The sequence below is a fragment of the Desulfoluna sp. genome (assembly GCF_030145185.1).
GTDB lineage: Bacteria > Desulfobacterota > Desulfobacteria > Desulfobacterales > Desulfolunaceae > Desulfoluna.
In genome coordinates, this window is sequence record NZ_JAQYWB010000008.1 from 91,462 (window position 1) to 107,454 (window position 15,993).

At 46.3% G+C, this 15,993-nt stretch carries 13 protein-coding genes and 2 tRNA genes; 12 read left to right on the forward strand and 3 right to left on the reverse strand.

Annotation, left to right across the window (positions count from 1 at the left end; genetic code table 11):
• Window positions 1-74: 74 nt before the first annotated feature.
• Window positions 75-248 (reverse strand): hypothetical protein, encoded by a 174-nt coding sequence (locus Q1Q75_RS03970; RefSeq protein ID WP_300667722.1) that lies wholly within the window; start codon window positions 246-248, stop codon window positions 75-77.
• Window positions 249-845: 597 nt separating this feature from the next.
• Between Q1Q75_RS03970 and Q1Q75_RS03975 the strand changes: the two genes are divergently transcribed.
• The 3 genes from Q1Q75_RS03975 to Q1Q75_RS03985 all read left to right on the forward strand — a co-directional run bounded on the left by Q1Q75_RS03975 (window position 846) and on the right by Q1Q75_RS03985 (window position 1,517).
• Window positions 846-921 (forward strand) — tRNA-His (locus Q1Q75_RS03975).
• Between the two features lie 9 nt (window positions 922-930).
• Window positions 931-1,007 (forward strand) — tRNA-Arg (locus tag Q1Q75_RS03980).
• Window positions 1,008-1,316: 309 nt separating this feature from the next.
• Window positions 1,317-1,517 (forward strand): cold-shock protein, encoded by a 201-nt coding sequence (locus tag Q1Q75_RS03985; protein WP_300667724.1) that lies wholly within the window; start codon window positions 1,317-1,319, stop codon window positions 1,515-1,517.
• Between the two features lie 994 nt (window positions 1,518-2,511).
• Here the strand turns inward: Q1Q75_RS03985 and Q1Q75_RS03990 are convergent.
• Together Q1Q75_RS03990 and Q1Q75_RS03995 are read right to left on the reverse strand one after the other, a co-directional pair.
• Window positions 2,512-3,543 (reverse strand): sigma-54 dependent transcriptional regulator, encoded by a 1,032-nt coding sequence (locus tag Q1Q75_RS03990; protein ID WP_300667726.1) that lies wholly within the window; start codon window positions 3,541-3,543, stop codon window positions 2,512-2,514.
• Window positions 3,544-4,332: 789 nt separating this feature from the next.
• On the reverse strand, window positions 4,333-4,731 hold the full coding sequence (locus Q1Q75_RS03995) for a response regulator (protein WP_300667728.1): 399 nt from the start codon (window positions 4,729-4,731) through the stop codon (window positions 4,333-4,335).
• A gap of 248 nt (window positions 4,732-4,979) precedes the next feature.
• Here Q1Q75_RS03995 and Q1Q75_RS04000 point away from each other — a divergent pair, with 248 nt between their 5' ends.
• From Q1Q75_RS04000 to Q1Q75_RS04040, 9 genes are all read left to right on the forward strand, one after another.
• Window positions 4,980-6,500, forward strand: coding sequence for a GNVR domain-containing protein (locus tag Q1Q75_RS04000; RefSeq protein WP_300667729.1), 1,521 nt, complete (start codon window positions 4,980-4,982; stop codon window positions 6,498-6,500).
• A 4-nt stretch (window positions 6,501-6,504) separates the two neighbouring features.
• The gene (locus tag Q1Q75_RS04005; RefSeq protein ID WP_300667731.1) at window positions 6,505-7,329 is read left to right on the forward strand and encodes a polysaccharide biosynthesis tyrosine autokinase; all 825 of its coding nucleotides are present in this window, start codon (window positions 6,505-6,507) and stop codon (window positions 7,327-7,329) included.
• 133 nt (window positions 7,330-7,462) lie between these two features.
• The gene (locus Q1Q75_RS04010; protein ID WP_300667733.1) at window positions 7,463-8,848 is read left to right on the forward strand and encodes a TIGR03013 family XrtA/PEP-CTERM system glycosyltransferase; all 1,386 of its coding nucleotides are present in this window, start codon (window positions 7,463-7,465) and stop codon (window positions 8,846-8,848) included.
• Window positions 8,849-9,065: 217 nt separating this feature from the next.
• Window positions 9,066-9,668 (forward strand): polysaccharide biosynthesis/export family protein, encoded by a 603-nt coding sequence (locus Q1Q75_RS04015; RefSeq protein ID WP_300667734.1) that lies wholly within the window; start codon window positions 9,066-9,068, stop codon window positions 9,666-9,668.
• Between the two features lie 106 nt (window positions 9,669-9,774).
• Window positions 9,775-10,950, forward strand: a complete 1,176-nt coding sequence (locus Q1Q75_RS04020; RefSeq protein ID WP_300667735.1) for an outer membrane beta-barrel protein — start codon at window positions 9,775-9,777, stop codon at window positions 10,948-10,950.
• A 132-nt stretch (window positions 10,951-11,082) separates the two neighbouring features.
• On the forward strand, window positions 11,083-11,994 hold the full coding sequence (locus tag Q1Q75_RS04025) for a DUF3473 domain-containing protein (RefSeq protein ID WP_300667736.1): 912 nt from the start codon (window positions 11,083-11,085) through the stop codon (window positions 11,992-11,994).
• A 48-nt stretch (window positions 11,995-12,042) separates the two neighbouring features.
• The gene (locus tag Q1Q75_RS04030) at window positions 12,043-13,140 is read left to right on the forward strand and encodes a FemAB family XrtA/PEP-CTERM system-associated protein (RefSeq protein ID WP_300667737.1); all 1,098 of its coding nucleotides are present in this window, start codon (window positions 12,043-12,045) and stop codon (window positions 13,138-13,140) included.
• Window positions 13,141-13,181: 41 nt separating this feature from the next.
• A complete protein-coding gene (locus Q1Q75_RS04035; protein ID WP_300667738.1) occupies window positions 13,182-14,351 on the forward strand; it encodes a DegT/DnrJ/EryC1/StrS family aminotransferase in 1,170 nt (389 codons plus the stop codon).
• A gap of 167 nt (window positions 14,352-14,518) precedes the next feature.
• Entirely contained in the window at window positions 14,519-15,232 is a 714-nt protein-coding gene (locus Q1Q75_RS04040) for a hypothetical protein (RefSeq protein ID WP_300667739.1), read from the forward strand.
• The last annotated feature ends 761 nt before the right edge of the window (window positions 15,233-15,993 follow it).

Genomic DNA, 15,993 nt, shown 5'->3' on the forward strand with positions numbered 1-15,993 from the left:
GTACGGGGAACCCTGATACTTTTCGGGTCTGTTCTTCCCGGGAAGTGGTCGGGCGGGGCTTTTTATATGCACATCTATGTGGATTTTCTGTGACGCCAGTATGCGGAAAAGTAGGCCAGAGCAAGCAGCAACAGGCCCAGAACTGCGGAAAAGACGATTCCCTTGTCTGGATAAAAGAGACGCATCAGAAGCGTTCCACAGGCAAAAGAGAGAATCGCACGTATCATAAAGATGGTCACACGTTCCATATGGGTACACCTCAAGGCGATCGCTCGCCGTCTGGGTTTTCATGTATCGGAATCTATAAACGCATGCAGCGCATGCCTGAAGCCTGTGCCCTAAAGCACGGTTCATACCTATTATAATTGGCTGGTGGGGGTCAATAGGCAATGTCCTGAGAGGGGGGACATGTCTATCCCAGGGTTTTATCCCACCTCAAGTGTCCGTGGGCTTGTCGTGCCGGTGGAAAGGTGGGCTGCGTCGTTCTGGGAGCCTTATTATAAATAAGGAGGGGACTTTCTGACGGCCCGTGGTGGGCCGTGTTATTTTTTCTGGCAGGGGTCTGTTTCTGGCGACGCTGTGGAAGGATTCGCCTCGGCCCGGAGGGGTCACAGGGATTTTGATGCAAAGGGCTGATTGCAAGGGACCGGGATCGATGAAGCTGGCTTTGTTGTGGCAGGTGAGGAGCACCTTAGGGATGTTTGACATGTCCTCTTTGACGTATCGTTTCACAAATTCAGGTGGTTGGTTGCTAAGGGTGGGGCGTGAGGGCTTTTTTTTTGCCATGGCATTTAAAAAGCCTTGAAAAGCGTGAGGTCATCGGGTATAAATCTCTTGTTTTTGTGGTGAGCGTAGCTCAGTTGGTAGAGTCCCGGATTGTGATTCCGGTCGTCGCGGGTTCAAGCCCCGTCGCTCACCCCATTACCCTATGCGCCCGTAGCTCAGCTGGATAGAGCGCCGGACTTCGAATCCGTAGGTCGCAGGTTCGAATCCTGCCGGGCGCACCACTTTGGGAAATTAAAGCCTCAAGGTTAAGTTCTTGTGGCTTTTTTTGTATCCAGCCTTTTTGGTCTTTGTGTCTGATTATGGACAGCAAGGTGTCAGGGAGGCGGGGTGTAGATAAAAAGAGATAATAAGTTGGGTTGCTTTTTGCTCCCCTTGCCTGTTGTCTTTAAACAAACTGGGCCTGTCTTAATTTCAAGGCGCGTTCACTGTTTCGCACTTAAGGGAAGTCATAATTTGTCAGATACGTATACCTGCGTGACAATTACCTCAAGTTTGGAACATTTAAACTTTTTCTTTAGGAGATTGTCACCATGGCGAACGGAATTGTAAAATGGTTTAACGAGTCAAAAGGTTTTGGTTTTATTGAGCAGGAGAACGGGGCGGATCTTTTCGTACACCACTCAAGCATCAATGCTACCGGTTTTAAAACCCTCCAGGAAGGTGACCGAGTCACTTTTGACGTTGAGCAGGGCCAGAAAGGTCCCGCTGCAGGTAACGTAACTGTAGTTTAGATACCCGATTATAAAACTTTGTGGCGCGCGGGTTTGAAAGAACTCATCATCGCCTGATAAGTTGAATATAGTTTAGAAAGAGCCTCGTTGATTTATTTCAGCGGGGCTTTTTTTATGATTTTTTTGCTGGGGGGCAAGCTCTTGCCAATGTGTATGAGCCGGGTTTGATAAACAGGCCTTATTATATATTTCAAATTGACGTCGAACCCAAGGTGTATCCGTGCCTTGCTTTCAAGGTCACTTTGATTGGGCGGGTAATCCCTGATTGCCCTCACGGCTCCTTATCATTTTGTGGGGTATGGATACTGTTTCATAATTGTGTGAAGTAAACGTTACAATTACATGTCACGATTGAATCCATTTATTCGTAACCCATTGAATGTATGGGGTGTGACGGGTGGCATGCTAATTGCTCATTAATCAAGGATCTTACAATTTTATTTTTCGAATCTTGTCCAATAAATGGTATAAATTTATTGTTGCCTTGGGTTGTTTTTTTGCATTAACCCGGCAACTTGATATACGAAACAACAGGCAAATGAGATGTCAACTTTTTTGGGGTGATCGTGCCACTCGACATCCATGGTATTTAACCGCCGGGTTAATATTTGAGAAAGGAGGGCGTTGAATGGCAAGCACTCAGGCTGGGATGGAGGATCATATAGAACGGGGTGGCTATGATGAGCGGCGAGTACATTCTGACAGGCGTGTCTATTCATACAAGGGGTATTATCCTGAACGACGGGCGGTCAATGATCGCAGGTCTGGGGTCGATCGCAGATCGGATCGAGTTGAGGGGCCAATTTCGGAAGAGCGCCTGATACTGCAAACTAACCGTCCAGAGATGGATGAGAGTGAGAGGCACGGCTGAAAAGGCTGCTCGGGTCGTATGGATTCCCAGGGATGCTGCACTGGCAAACAGCTGAGGTTTAGTCCAGGTGTGATCGGGAAAAAACGTATGGTTATATTGCGTTGATTCGTAGAGAGGGTACTGTCAATTGGGTCTGCTGATGTTGAGATTGTCTATTTTGGTTAGCAGCGTTTTGTAACTAATTTTCAGTATTTTTGATGCGTGTGTTCTGTTCCAGTTTGTAACGCCAAGTACCCGTGAAATAATCTCTTTTTCGACAATATTAGCCGTGTCCTGTTTGATTTTTTTTAGGGAAATCGTCGTCATGTCGTCTGTGCTTATGCTTACAATATCTATGATCTCTTTTATGATGTGGCCGTCGATGGGCATCGCCGGATCGGAAACCATGTCTGTACGGGTGTCCTTTTCAGAGAGAATCTCATTTAACGTAGCTGCATCGCATCCTATGAGGAGTATCCTTTGGAGTAAACTGATAAGTTGTCGGACATTGCCTGGCCACGAGTAATGGCAGAGCCTGTTGAATGTTTCGGTGTCCAGCTCATTGATTTTTCGATTGGTGTATTTCTCCTGATAGATCTTCGTGTAGTGTTTGATGAGCTCGGGGATGTCCGTGGGGCGTTCGCGAAGAGGGCGAATATAGATTTGAACCATATTGAGGCGGTAGTAGAGATCTTTTCGGAACTCCTTGGCCCGTATTTTTTCGTTTAAGTTGTTGTTGGTGGCCGAGATGACCCAGGTGTTTGATTTTATATTGGATTCAGATCCAAGGCGATTGTATTCACCACTTTGAAGCACGTGCAGGAGCTTGGCCTGAAGGTGAAACGACATGTCGCCGATCTCATCCAAGAAGAGAACACCTCCATCCGCCAGCTCAAATTTTCCTTTTCTTTTTTTATTTGCTCCAGTGTAAGCCCCTTGCTCCACGCCAAAGAGTTCGCTTTCGAGCAGGGTGTCCGGGATCGCCGCACAATTGACCTTGACGAACTCTTTTTTGTTTCGGGGGGACTTTTCGTAAAGTGCGCGAGCGACGACTTCTTTGCCTACCCCCGTTTCTCCTGTTATAATTACGTTCAGGGCCGTGTCCAAGGCAATAAGCTCTATGATTTCACGAATTTTTGCAATAGCGGGACTCACGCCGACGAGGGTGGTATGCATTGTGGTATCTACCCTGTGAAAAGATATGCGTTTAAAATTTTAAGGTTTGCCTGGACCTGAATGAGGTTACGACCTTACAGGTACATATATCGCCATGGTTTTTGGTCGCGCAATGGCAATACCATGCCCTCGCTTAGCCCGGATATTTCACGAGTCGAGCACAACCATTTCAAGGCATCAGGGCTGCAGATGTAGTGGTTTACCTCAAAGCTCTGATAACGAAGAAGGTGGGTGCTCTCGGCTCGGGCGAAGGGTGAGAAACGCGAGTAGAAAATGGCAAATTACATTTTGCATGTTTGAAATATTTACATTTTGCTTAGTAACTCGCCGTAATGTAATATTATTACATTGGTTTTACCGTTTTATCATGAGATATTCAGGATAGGGGCTGGGAACCAAGCTCATACTCGTACGAAAAGACCTGGCGGTCTTACAGGTTATAAAAATGCCTTTTAAACCAGTCAATAAATATCACAAGTAACCTAAAATAAACAATTTTGTTATGGGTTCGGTGATTTAGTCCGACTGCTATCTATGGGAAACGTGCGGGGGCTGCCGATTCGTGGTGGTGGGGGGCCGCAGGCTGATTTGATTCTCCAGTTCACTTAAAATGAGCGGTTTTCCCATGGTGGCGTTAGCTTTCAACTCCTCAGTCAGAGAGATAGCCCGAATATTTCATGAGAAAGCGACCATGCCAATGCAATAACTATCTATTACAGTTAGTTGTTGTAAAAAATGCAGATATTTCAAAAATACAAAATGTAACCCACAGTTTTGGACTCGATTTTCTCACCCTTCGGGCGAGCCGGGTGCGCTCATCTGCGGCGTTATCAGAGCTTTGAGGTAAACCACTACATCTTCAGCTCTGATGCCTTGCATATGAGCGCACCCAACTCGTGAAATATCCGGGATAGGATGTTCTCCAAACCCTGAAATGGCGATGCTTGGGAGGTTTGGTGTGTTGTTTTTGATAATCGAAATTAACGCCGCGCCGCTGATATCCGGCATGATTAGATCGGTTCTAATTAAGTCGATGATGTCGGCGTGTGAGTTGAACAGCTTCAGGCCCTCGACCTCACTTTTCGCCGGCATAACATGATACTGTTTTCCCGAAAGATACATCGTCATCATGCCAAGAAGGATGATCGTATTGTCATCGACGACCAGAATGTTTGCCTTTGGTTCCATGGCTGTTTGTAGAGAAATGTAGAGAAATGTACAGTTAAATTTATATTGACATTTTATTATGATAGATGAATATTATGTTTACAGCAAGCCTTAAATATATGCCAAATAACAAATGATTATGGTTTTTAGATTTGATTAATGTGACAGGTCTGTGTATCGTATGACTCTCTCTATATGTGGGTAGGTATAGATGTAATGGCCTTGTTTTAGAAATACTAGCGATCGCACTAATATCATAGTGGGGGGCGATGGACGGTTCAAAAAGCGGTAAGGCCGATCTTGAATTTTATAGCGGGATGATCGTTAAATGGTATTGGGTATTATTTATACCGTTATCGGTGGCAATGCTTGTGGGGATTTATCTTGTTCTTTTCTCACAGAGGTACTATGAATCGACAACCGTTATCCTTGTACAACCCCAAAAATTACCGGAAGACGTCGTAAAAAATGTCGTCGCAGAAGACATTAATACCAGAGTAACTACTTTGGCTCAGCGGATTCAGAGCCGAACAAATCTTGAAAAAATTATCAATGAGTTTCATCTTTTTTCTGCGGATCAGTCTGCCGAAATGTACATGGAGGATATGGTGGCCATTCTCCGCAGCCGTATTTCCGTTACAATCACGAAGGGGCAGAATCGAAATGTAGAGTCTTTCACGGTTTCATATAAAGGGACCGATCCGAATCGTGTCGCTAAGATTACCCGTACCCTTGCAACGCATATCATCGACGAAAACATGAAGCTCAGAGAGACCCAGGTGCTGGGCACCAATTCGTTTCTTGAAGATGAAATGGAATCCATGAGAAGAAAACTTGTGGAGACAGAAACAAAGTTAAAAGAGTACAGAGAGCGATATATGGGGGGGTTGCCTGAACAGTTGGACAGCAACCTTCGTATACTTGACTCTTTAAATGAACGGCTTACCCATGTGCGTGATGACATCAGGTCTTCAAAATACAGGCTTGATAATCTTCTCCAGAGAATGAATAAACCAACGGACCCGGGTTTGGGAAATGAATATACGCCTGACGAGGTGAAGACTCATCTTGAGCAATTGCGAGAAGAGTTAAGTCGTCGGTTGAAGCGGTATACAAAATATCACCCGGACGTCCTTCAACTTCAAGCGACCATTGAACAGCTGGAACAGCGTGAGACAGAAATCCCGAATGGCGAAACGCCCGTTAAGAAAAAAACGGATACCACGCTTGACCGTCAGCATCGTGGTATCATGAATGAAATTTTGACAAATGAAAAGGAACAGCAGCAGCTTCTGGGTCAAATTACCGTTTATAAAAAAAGAGTTGAGGATACCCCGAAACGCGAACAGGAGCTCCTCTCTTTGCAGCGGGATTATGATAATATCCGACAAGCCTATCATTCACTGTTGGGTCGACAGCTGGAAGCTCAAATTGCGGTAAACATGGAGAAGAAGCAGAAGGGCGAGCAGTTTAGGGTGATCGACCCTGCCCGAGTTCCACAAAAGCCTGTTGAACCTGACATGAATAAATTAATCGCGTTTGTTTTGGTGGCCGGTCTTGGCGTCGGGTGCGGAATTATTGCTCTTCTCGAGTTTTTTTTCCAAACATTCAGAGGCACCAAGTCTGTTGAATCCTTTACCTCTTTACCTGTGATTGCGACTTTGCCTGTGATTGATTTTTCGGGACCCGTTAAGGGCCGTTTTTTTAAACGTGTTGCCTCGGTTGCCGGAGGAGTGATCACAGTCTCATTGTTGTGTGCATTTCTTGGTATTGCTTTCATTAAGGGTTAATGTCATGGGGTACTTTTCAAAAGCACTGGAAAAGATGGATTCGGAATCGGGCCTTACCGCTGACGTGCGCCTGCCGTCAAAAGAAATAGCTAATGCATTTTCCAATGAAAAGAAACCCCAGAAGTCCTCGCCGGCGTCTGGATTTGCTTCGCTTGTCGCGGTTTCGTCTCCACACAGTTTTTCTTCAGAGCAGTTTCGTTCTATCAAAACATCCATTATGTTTCCCGAGGATGGACGGGAAATGCGCTCAATTCTTGTGACGAGCGCAGTTCCCGGTGAGGGAAAGTCTTTTGTCGCATCAAATATCGCAGCAACGATGGCCTCGAGCATGGATAATTATGTGCTTGTGATTGACAGCGATTTAAGGCGTCCTTCTATCTCTAAAATCTTTGGTTTGCCGTCCGAGTCTTCGGGCTTAGATTTGTACTTAAATAATGATTGTCCCCTGGAGAACATAATATACCGGACTAAAATTGAAAAATTGTCCGTGATTCCAGCCGGGAACAGTGTAGAAAACCCGTCGGAGTTGATTACCTCTTCCAACATGACTCAGATGTTGTCTGAAGTTCGATCGCGTTATTCAGATCGATATGTCATCATTGATTCTCCCCCACCCCTCCTTGCCCCGGAAACCATCGCTGTCTCGAAGCATGTAGATGGTATTATCGTTGTTCTAAGAAACGATAAAACCTTGAAAAAATATGTGTCTGACATGTTGGATAAGATAGATCGATCCAAGGTGATAGGCATTATTTTGAACAGGTATGATGTCCCCTTCGGAAATCAGCATGGTTACAAAGATTACTATGCTTACGGCAGAACTCGGTAAAATAAAGCGTATTATCCGGAACAGCATTTTCATATTCGGGTACGCATAAAGCCATGGGATCGCCATCTCCGTTATGTGTCGGAGATGGGACTTTGTAATCGCTTTATAATTTCAAATATGGCGTGATGTCGGTATGATAAATCTTTTTAGAAGTTATTATACAATACGCAATTTGTTTTTGATCAGCCTGGAAAGCTTGCTTCTCTATTTGAGTATTATCCTCTCCTCGTTTATTGTCTTTGGTGATGCGTCGGGAATTGATTCTCCCTGTCTTCATATGAAGGCCGCATGTATCGTGATTGTGAGCGTCCTGTGTCTTTACTGCAATAATGTCTACAGTATTAAAGACACCAAGGGCTATATGGATCTTACCATCAAGTTGTTTCAATCTTTTGGGGCGGCGCTTATATTCTTATCTTTTTTTTATATGAGTTTCAGCCAGGCTATCATCAGTAACGGTTTCTTTTTTGTTTATATCCCTGTCGTCGTTGTGGTTCTTACGGCTTGGCGATTTGTCTATGTTTTTCTTCTGAAGTCGGGGGTGTTGAGTCAAAACATATTTATTCTTGGCGATAGTGACCTTGCTTTGGATATCTGCCAGGAAATAGATCATGAAATTGACTGCGGGTATTGTGTGAAAGGGATTGTTTCGCGAAATCATATTCCTGAGTTTGATTCGCTGAAGGCTCCGCATATCGATTCGTATGAAAATCTATCCCAAATCGCTAATGCCCATAGTGTAAAGCGGATTGTCATCGCCTTGAATGAAAAACGAGGGAATTTCCCTGTGGATGAGCTTCTTATGTGTCGGGTCAACGGTATTGATGTGATTGAGGGGCACACCTTCTATGAAATGCTCACTGGAAAATTTCTGGTCTCCTCCATCAACCCCACCTGGCTTATTTTTTCAAATGGATTCAGAAAAAGCAGGATCCGTAATTTTCTGAAAAGAATAGAGGATATTCTGGCCTCTTTACTTCTTTTGATTGTGTTCTCCCCCATTATTATGGTTACGGCGATGGTGATTAAATTAGATTCTAAAGGTGTCATTTTCTTTTGCCAGGAGAGGTTGGGATTGCTCCATCGGCCTTATAAACTCTATAAGTTTCGGTCTATGGTTGATAACGCTGAAGCCGTGAGCGGTCCCGTTTGGGCCGCTAAAGATGATAAGCGCGTCACCCGGGTCGGTCAGTTTATCAGGACGTGGCGGATCGATGAACTTCCTCAACTGTTTAATGTTTTGAAGGGCGATATGAGTCTGGTAGGCCCCAGGCCGGAGAGGGCGCATTTTGTAAAAAAACTTGAAGCTGAAGTGCCCTACTACGCAGAGCGTTATATCGTAAGGCCCGGTGTGACGGGCTGGGCCCAGGTCCGTTATGAATACGGGGACTCCGTGGATGATGCCATAGAAAAGCTTAATTATGATCTTTTTTATATCAAGAATATGAGTATCTTCATGGATATCGTCATTGCTTTCCGAACTATCCGGACGGTTCTTTTTGGGGTGGGAGCACGTTAACCGAGATCGTTCACGAGTTGAGTCCATTTCTTGGCACAAGGCGGTATAACGAGAACAGAATTCCCCATTGATGCAAAGTCCTTAACATGTATGCGCTATGATGCATCATTCTTGAATTTATATAAAAAATGCATATGTAGCCCCATTTACTTGTCTTGTTTGTTTAACTTGAAATTAATCGTAAAAATATGGGCCATGTAACCCAAAGGGCGGAGCTATGACTTGTCGTAAAGTTTTCCTGAGAGTACTCATTACGCTGGTGACGTTGATTTTGTGGGTCGGGCGAGGTGACCTGAATGCGAAGACCGTGGAACCGGTTGATAAGCAGAGTGTTGACTCTTATATCATGGGGTATGGCGATGTCCTCGATATAAATGTATGGAAAGAGCCTGACTTTACATTAGAAAACAGCGTAGTCCGTCTCGACGGAAAGATCACCGTGCCCCTGGTGAATGATATCCAGGCGGCCGGGAGAACCACCCGACAACTTAAGTCCCATCTTGAAATCGTTTTACGAAAATATATTGATAATCCTGTGGTGACCGTGATTCTAAAGGAATCCCGAAGCCAGCGATTTTATATATTAGGTGAAGTTGCACGGACGGGCGAGTATGCCCTCTCCAAAGAATTGACGGTCTTACAGGCCTTTGCCATCGCCGGGGGATTTACAGAGTGGGCAAATAAAAAGGAGCTCTTTGTGCTCAGAAGAAGTGAGGGGGGCGATAAGGTCCTTAAAGTCAATTATCTCGATATCATTTCGGGAAAGGATTTTAAAGGCAACATCATTCTTCAGGCAGATGACACCATTGTGGTGCCTTGACGCTATGCTCATATTCGATAAACGATCGGCTTCTTCGATTCTTTTTTTACTGTCCTTCATTTTCGTTGGACTGGTTTCGTGTTCCCTTGCCTGTGCCGAGGTTCGGATGGGGGTACGATCGAGTGCAGAATACAACGACAATATTCATCTCGAAGAGTCGCACGAGACGACTGATATCCTGTACAAGGTTTCTCCATGGGTGGACATTCAATCCCAATGGCCCCGTTTTCGATCGGCCTTGAGCTACCATCCCAGCTACACCTGGTATGAGACCCATCGGGAGTATGATTCAGCGGGACATCGGTTTGAAGTCGATCTTGCCGGAGATGTCGCAAAAAATGCGGGCCTTTCTTTTAACACCCTCTTCGAGAGGACCGAAGAAGGGACCTCGGATGATCAGGATCTTCAAGGGTCTACAAGGTTGCCATACACGAATCTCTCCTCAACCTTTTCAGGGACCTGGGTTCCGGGCAGAGATGAATTATGCGGCTTCTCACTGACCGGTGAATCCCTGGATTATGACAGTCAGAGTGAGTCCGAGGACAGCCGTGAGGTTAGAGGACGTATCAACGCACGAAAACGTCTCCAGGGTCACTTCTCCGGGACCCTGGAAGCTGGATACCTCGAAGGGAGGTATGACGACTCGACATCCTATCAGTTGGGCTCTGGAACGCTTGGCTCTGAGTATGCACTGACTCCGAAAAAGAGGGTCTTCGGCAGAATGGCTTTTTCGAAGTACACCGGTGACTCCCGGGCGAATTATTCCACCTTCAACCCTTTTATTGGTATGGCCCAAGAGTTTCAGAATGGGCAATACGATCTCGGTGCCGGGGTTTTGATTCGTGATCAGGAAGGGGCTGATATTACCTGTCAGTTTTCTGTCGTCGGCAATGCCGATGTTACAAAGAGCTGGCGCAGAGGTGCCCTCACAGCCTCTTTCTCCACCGGTCATGAAGAGGAGTATATCGACTTCGATAACCCGGGGTTTGATACCTATGTTTCCGGCAAGGTGTCGGGGTGGTACAGCCTGTCTCGAAAATGGAAGGGCAATGGCGGTTGTGAGTTGCGGGATGATGATTATCAGGAAACGAATTCCGGTCAATCCGATCGGAATGATGTGACGTTCAAAATCATGGGTGGGATCGAGCGTCAGCTTAAGAGACATGCCACGCTGCGGCTTGACTATAGTTACCATACCAGGCGGTCAAATATGGATGAGTATGAGTACGACGAAAACAGCATTGTCCTGACCTTGAATTTTTTTACAAAGCCGGTACCGTGAAACATTTTAAATTATGTCGGGATATATTAACCCGGCGGTTAAATGCATGGATGTCGAGGAGCGTTATCACCCCGATAAAGCTGACATCTCTTTCATCTACTTTTTTGTATATTAAGTTGCCGGGTTAATATCATGACAGAAGGGTTCTCTTCTCGCGATGACCAGACCGTGTTTCTCCTTACCGTCGATGTCGAAGACTGGTTTCAAGTGGAAAATTTCAAACAGTGGATACCCTTTGAAACCTGGGGGCAGCGGGAACTTCGGGTTGTTGATAATACTCTGGCACTGCTTGATTTTTTGGACTCACGAAGTGGCGTGTATCAAATAAAAGCCACCTTTTTTGTCCTTGGCTGGCTGGCAGAAAGGTATCCACGCCTCGTTTCTGAAATTCATGCCAGGGGCCATGAGGTCGCATCTCATGGGTACAATCATCGCATGGTGCCCCTCTGCTCGGACAATGAGTTGTTCGAAGACCTGTCATCGAGTCGTAAGTGTCTTGAAGACATCCTTGGAAAACAGGTCAAAGGGTACAGAGCGCCCAGTTTTTCCATTGAGCCCAGGCTCATCGGTATGTTGAAACGGTGTGGGTATCACTATGATTCCAGTTACAATTCGTTTTCGGGTCATGGGCGTTACGGAACGATGGCGGATGTACCCAAGGCATCCAGAGGCATATTCGAATGGCCCGAGGGGCTGTATGAGATTCCGGTGAGCAACCTGATGTTTCGGAATCGTACGATTCCCTGGGGTGGGGGGGGCTTCTTCCGGTTGATCCCTGAAAGGGCTTATACTTACGGTGTGAAGAAGAAGGTAGATCAGAGCAGGGTTTTTCTTTTTTATATCCATCCATGGGAAATTGATCCTGGGCAACCCCGCGTCACGCAGGCCTCCATCGGTTTTAAGTTCCGCCACTATGTCAATTTGAATAAAACCCTTGGGAAGTTGGCTTTTCTGATGAATCACCTGCCGGAAACCTCTTTTCTGACATGCTCCGAATATCTCGACAATGTGACCCCCTGTTTAGAAAAAACCCAAATCCTTTAATCTTTGAGAAGGGCCATCATTTAGGCTCTCAAGATTCGGAAAACATCCATGCAGATAGTGACCACAGACCTGGATCAGGATTCAGAAAAAGAGGCCTGGAATCATTACGTCTCCCACCATGAATGCGGTTCTTTGTACGTCAGGGCGGAGTGGGGTGATGTGATTCGGGACGTTTACGGTCATGACAGCATACGCCTGGTCGCCGTTGGGGGTGGGGAGGGACTCAAAAAAATTGTGGGCGTTTTGCCAATGGTTCATATGCGGTCACGTATTTTTGGTAACAGGCTGATCTCAATGCCTTATTTTGATGTGGGTGGGGCTGTGGCCGATACCCCTGAGATTGAAGAGGCATTGATGTTTAAAGCCCTTGATATTGGACGAACCCTCGGGGTTAAGAGTCTGGAGATTCGTCAGGTCAGGCCCATTGCTGCTTTAGATGACCAGGCGGATGGGAGGCATGAGGATAGAGGGAATACCCTTTCCGTGTTTAAAGAAAAAGAGCGTATGCTGCTGGCACTTCCCCCTTCTTCCGAATCGTTGTGGACCTCATTCAAATCCAAGCTCCGAAGTCAAATTCGTCGAGCCATGAAAGAGGGCTTAACGGTTGACATGGGAGACGAGGAGTTGATTGATACTTTTTATACCGTGTTTGCCGAGAACATGAGGGATCTTGGTTCCCCTGTCCATGCAAAGGCCCTGTTTCATGGCGTGATGAACGCCTTTAAAGGCCGCGCAAAGATTGTGGTTGTTAAAAAAGGGGGGATGCCTGTCGCAGCATCTATTGTTTGTCCCCACGGCAAGACGCTTCAAAATCCCTGGGCTTCCTCTTTAAGGCGATACAGCCGTTTAAGCCCGAATATGCTCCTTTATTGGGCCATGCTGGAATATGCCAGTGATCATAGGTATTCGACATTTGATTTCGGACGATCGACTTCCGGTGAAGGGACATACAGGTTCAAAAAACAATGGGGGGCAGAACCTCGCCCCCTGCATTGGTATCAATGGATGTGTAATAACGTGTCTGTGGGAAAAACCATTCGCAGCGACAAAGATCGATTCGGAAGGGCTGCTAAATACTGGCAAAAACTTCCCGTCTCGGTGACGACGCTGCTTGGCCCCATGGTCAGGGGGCAGATCAGTCTGTGAGAATAGGACGCACATTGCCCCCGGCAGCAGCGCCTATGCCGATGAAAAGTATCATCAATGGGTTGAGGGGCTGGATTCGAGGGATCTCTGAGATCGAGCGGTTTCGTAAGGAATTGAAAGCCTACCACGCCATAGAACACGTGTTTCTTGTCTCCTCCGGCAAGGCCGCTTTATATCTTATTCTAAAGGCATTGAAGTCTCTTCAACCGGATAGAGATGAAGTGGTGGTGCCCGCCTTTACATGCTACTCTGTTCCTTCTGCGATTATGCGGGCAGGTCTTCGGGTACGACTCTGTGATATTGATCCTGAGACCCTTGATTTTGATTATACCTTGTTAGAAGAGATCATAAAATCTGATACCTCCGAACGTATTCTCTCTCTTATCCCCACTCACCTCTTTGGTCTACCGTCCGATGTAGCGCGGGTGCGCCGATTGATTACCGGAACGGGCATAAAACTTGTTGAGGATGCCGCGCAGTCCATGGGCGCAAAGGTGAAGGGGCAGTTCCTTGGAACCCTGGGTGATGTCGGTTTTTTCAGTCTGGGTCGAGGCAAAGCCTTTTCGACCGTGGAAGGGGGCATCGTTTTGACGTCAAATACCCACATTGCCACGGCTCTTAAAGAAGAGTTAAGCCAATTCAGAGAGTACCGTGTCCCGGAGATCATTGGACTCGCATTGCAGTCCATCATCCTCTCGATTTTTATGGACCCCCGCTTTTTTTGGTTTCCAAAGTCCCTCCCGTTTCTCAACCTTGGTGAAACCCATTTTGAGAGACATTTTCCCCTCAAGAAATTATCGGCGTTTCAGGCGGGTGTTTCCAGGGAGTGGCAGGACTCCCTCGAGAAGATCTCCTCCATCCGGAAACGTAATTCTGCCGGATGGACAGAGGAGCTGAAACGTAGTGAATTCTTGAATCAATTCAAAGTTATTGAAACCGCCATTCCATTACTCAGGTACCCGTTGTTGGTGAGACAATCTGATCAGAGATGGGCGTTGTTAAAAGCGAGCGAGGCCCGTGGATTGGGAGTCATGCAAGCCTACCCTGAGTCTTTAGACCGTTTGGATGAATTGGCGCAGAAGGATCATTGCGCTTGTTGCCTCAATGCACACGCAGTGGCGCAACAGATGATCACCCTTCCGGTCCATGGTTATGTGAGCAGGATGGATTGTCAAAAGTTTAGGGAACTGTTTGCGCTTGTAGAAACATAAAAAGCGCAACAGTGCCGTGTATGCTGGTATGAGATGAATGGCTCCGGTTTTGGCATAAATAGATAGAATTGAGAAAGTTAACGCTTGGCTTTAAGCAGCAACTCATATGCTCTGCGTGTATCAATAGTTATTTATTATGGATTTTTTGAAAAGAGGAGATCGCGATAATGTCTGACTATTTAGCAAATGGGCAAGGGTTGTTAACAATCGAGGATCAGGGGAATTTTACGCCTTTTCATGTTGTTATTACTGGTAATATGAGTGTCGGAGACACTCCGACAGAAGTAGATCCAGAAAGACGAACTTACCTTGTCAATTCATTTGGGCTGGTACTTCACGAAGTGAATGGAGACAAAAATTATCAGTTTAACGGGCATGGGAGCATTTATATGACAAGGCATGATAATTTTCTGTTTTTGGAAGGGTCGGGCGATTGGAATAAGTGGGCTTTTGATCTTGTTGAGGACTGCAAGACGTTTGATTTTAAGCTGAGGCAAAAGATGCGCTATTCTACTGGTTTTACGTGTGATCCGAAAACGGAACATCAGATTAGCTTAAAAAGCGTAGATCTGAACCTTGAAAAGCAGGCCCGTGTATGTTGCGGTTCGACAGAAAAGGGAAACACGGATTGGAAGACCTATTTGGATGGGAAGGGATTGTTTGTTGACGTTGATACATCTATATGCGGTTTCGCCACCACGCCATTGTATTTTACCTCCATAGGAGGTGATTGTGATCACTGGGATACTTGTGGTGGGACGTCGATTTATAATCCGACACCAACAGGATTTAGAGTTTATGTTCAGAGAAATGGACTAAATACCACCACGGAAGATGCGAATAAGAGGGGGTGGCATATCAATTGGCATGGGATTGAATAATTCTAATAATGTCGTTGGCTAAGGTCTCAGAGAAAAAAACGCGTCACACATGAATGCCGCTTTGGTTTACCCTGGGGATTGAGAGATAAATCACAGCCGTAATCAGCCTTCAAGGTGGCTCACCTTCCCGTCGGAGGCATCGCCTTTTGTATGTTTTATTGTAACTATTCAGCTCAATCTACCTGGGTGGAGATAACGTCCCGCCATGCGACACCCCGTGTGCTTGAGCACCATTTGTTTGGAAAACCAACATCTTTTGCCATTTAATGGCGGAGTGAGGGGCATCCATACACGGGCTTTCAGGCCTTGGTCATCGTTTGGGCCGCGACCTTTAAAAAATCGAGAAAAACGAACCGAAGCGCCGCACTCCGGTGCGACTTTTTAGTTCGTCGTTACCCATGCCGCACGGGAGTGCGGCGCTCCAGGGGACAAGATGGATCCCCGGTCACTTGGCGATACAAAAGGTGAAGAGTGTCGGGCTGTAAAACGGCACAAACGAATCTATTGTTCCGGGCCGCCGGGGAAGACGAGTAAGCGAAGGGTGTCGCTCTTCTCTACCGTCTTTCCCGCGAAGGCAGGAACCCATGTATGAAAATCCGTATCGTCCTCATTTTTATAATGAAGTACCGGGTGGATGCGTAGGGTGCGCCGTGCGCACCGTCAGGCGTATCGTAAACCGGAAACACCGCATTTTGAAATAAGACTCGTGGTCATCGTTAACTTGCGAGGCCGAGGGTCCTCTCTACGGTAGAAGGTGCGGG

Excerpts from the sequence above, each read along its gene's own strand:
- Q1Q75_RS03970 (WP_300667722.1), bottom strand. The coding sequence starts at position 248 with ATGGAACGTGTGACCATCTTTATGATACGTGCGATTCTCTCTTTTGCC.
- Q1Q75_RS03990 (WP_300667726.1), bottom strand. The coding sequence starts at position 3,543 with ATGCATACCACCCTCGTCGGCGTGAGTCCCGCTATTGCAAAAATTCGT.
- Q1Q75_RS04025 (WP_300667736.1), top strand. The coding sequence starts at position 11,083 with ATGACAGAAGGGTTCTCTTCTCGCGATGACCAGACCGTGTTTCTCCTT.
- Q1Q75_RS04015 (WP_300667734.1), top strand. The coding sequence starts at position 9,066 with ATGACTTGTCGTAAAGTTTTCCTGAGAGTACTCATTACGCTGGTGACG.
- Q1Q75_RS04005 (WP_300667731.1), top strand. The coding sequence starts at position 6,505 with ATGGGGTACTTTTCAAAAGCACTGGAAAAGATGGATTCGGAATCGGGC.
- Q1Q75_RS04000 (WP_300667729.1), top strand. The coding sequence starts at position 4,980 with ATGGACGGTTCAAAAAGCGGTAAGGCCGATCTTGAATTTTATAGCGGG.
- Q1Q75_RS04010 (WP_300667733.1), top strand. The coding sequence starts at position 7,463 with ATGATAAATCTTTTTAGAAGTTATTATACAATACGCAATTTGTTTTTG.
- Q1Q75_RS04030 (WP_300667737.1), top strand. The coding sequence starts at position 12,043 with ATGCAGATAGTGACCACAGACCTGGATCAGGATTCAGAAAAAGAGGCC.
- Q1Q75_RS04020 (WP_300667735.1), top strand. The coding sequence starts at position 9,775 with ATGGGGGTACGATCGAGTGCAGAATACAACGACAATATTCATCTCGAA.
- Q1Q75_RS04040 (WP_300667739.1), top strand. The coding sequence starts at position 14,519 with ATGTCTGACTATTTAGCAAATGGGCAAGGGTTGTTAACAATCGAGGAT.
- Q1Q75_RS03995 (WP_300667728.1), bottom strand. The coding sequence starts at position 4,731 with ATGGAACCAAAGGCAAACATTCTGGTCGTCGATGACAATACGATCATC.
- Q1Q75_RS03985 (WP_300667724.1), top strand. The coding sequence starts at position 1,317 with ATGGCGAACGGAATTGTAAAATGGTTTAACGAGTCAAAAGGTTTTGGT.
- Q1Q75_RS04035 (WP_300667738.1), top strand. The coding sequence starts at position 13,182 with ATGAAAAGTATCATCAATGGGTTGAGGGGCTGGATTCGAGGGATCTCT.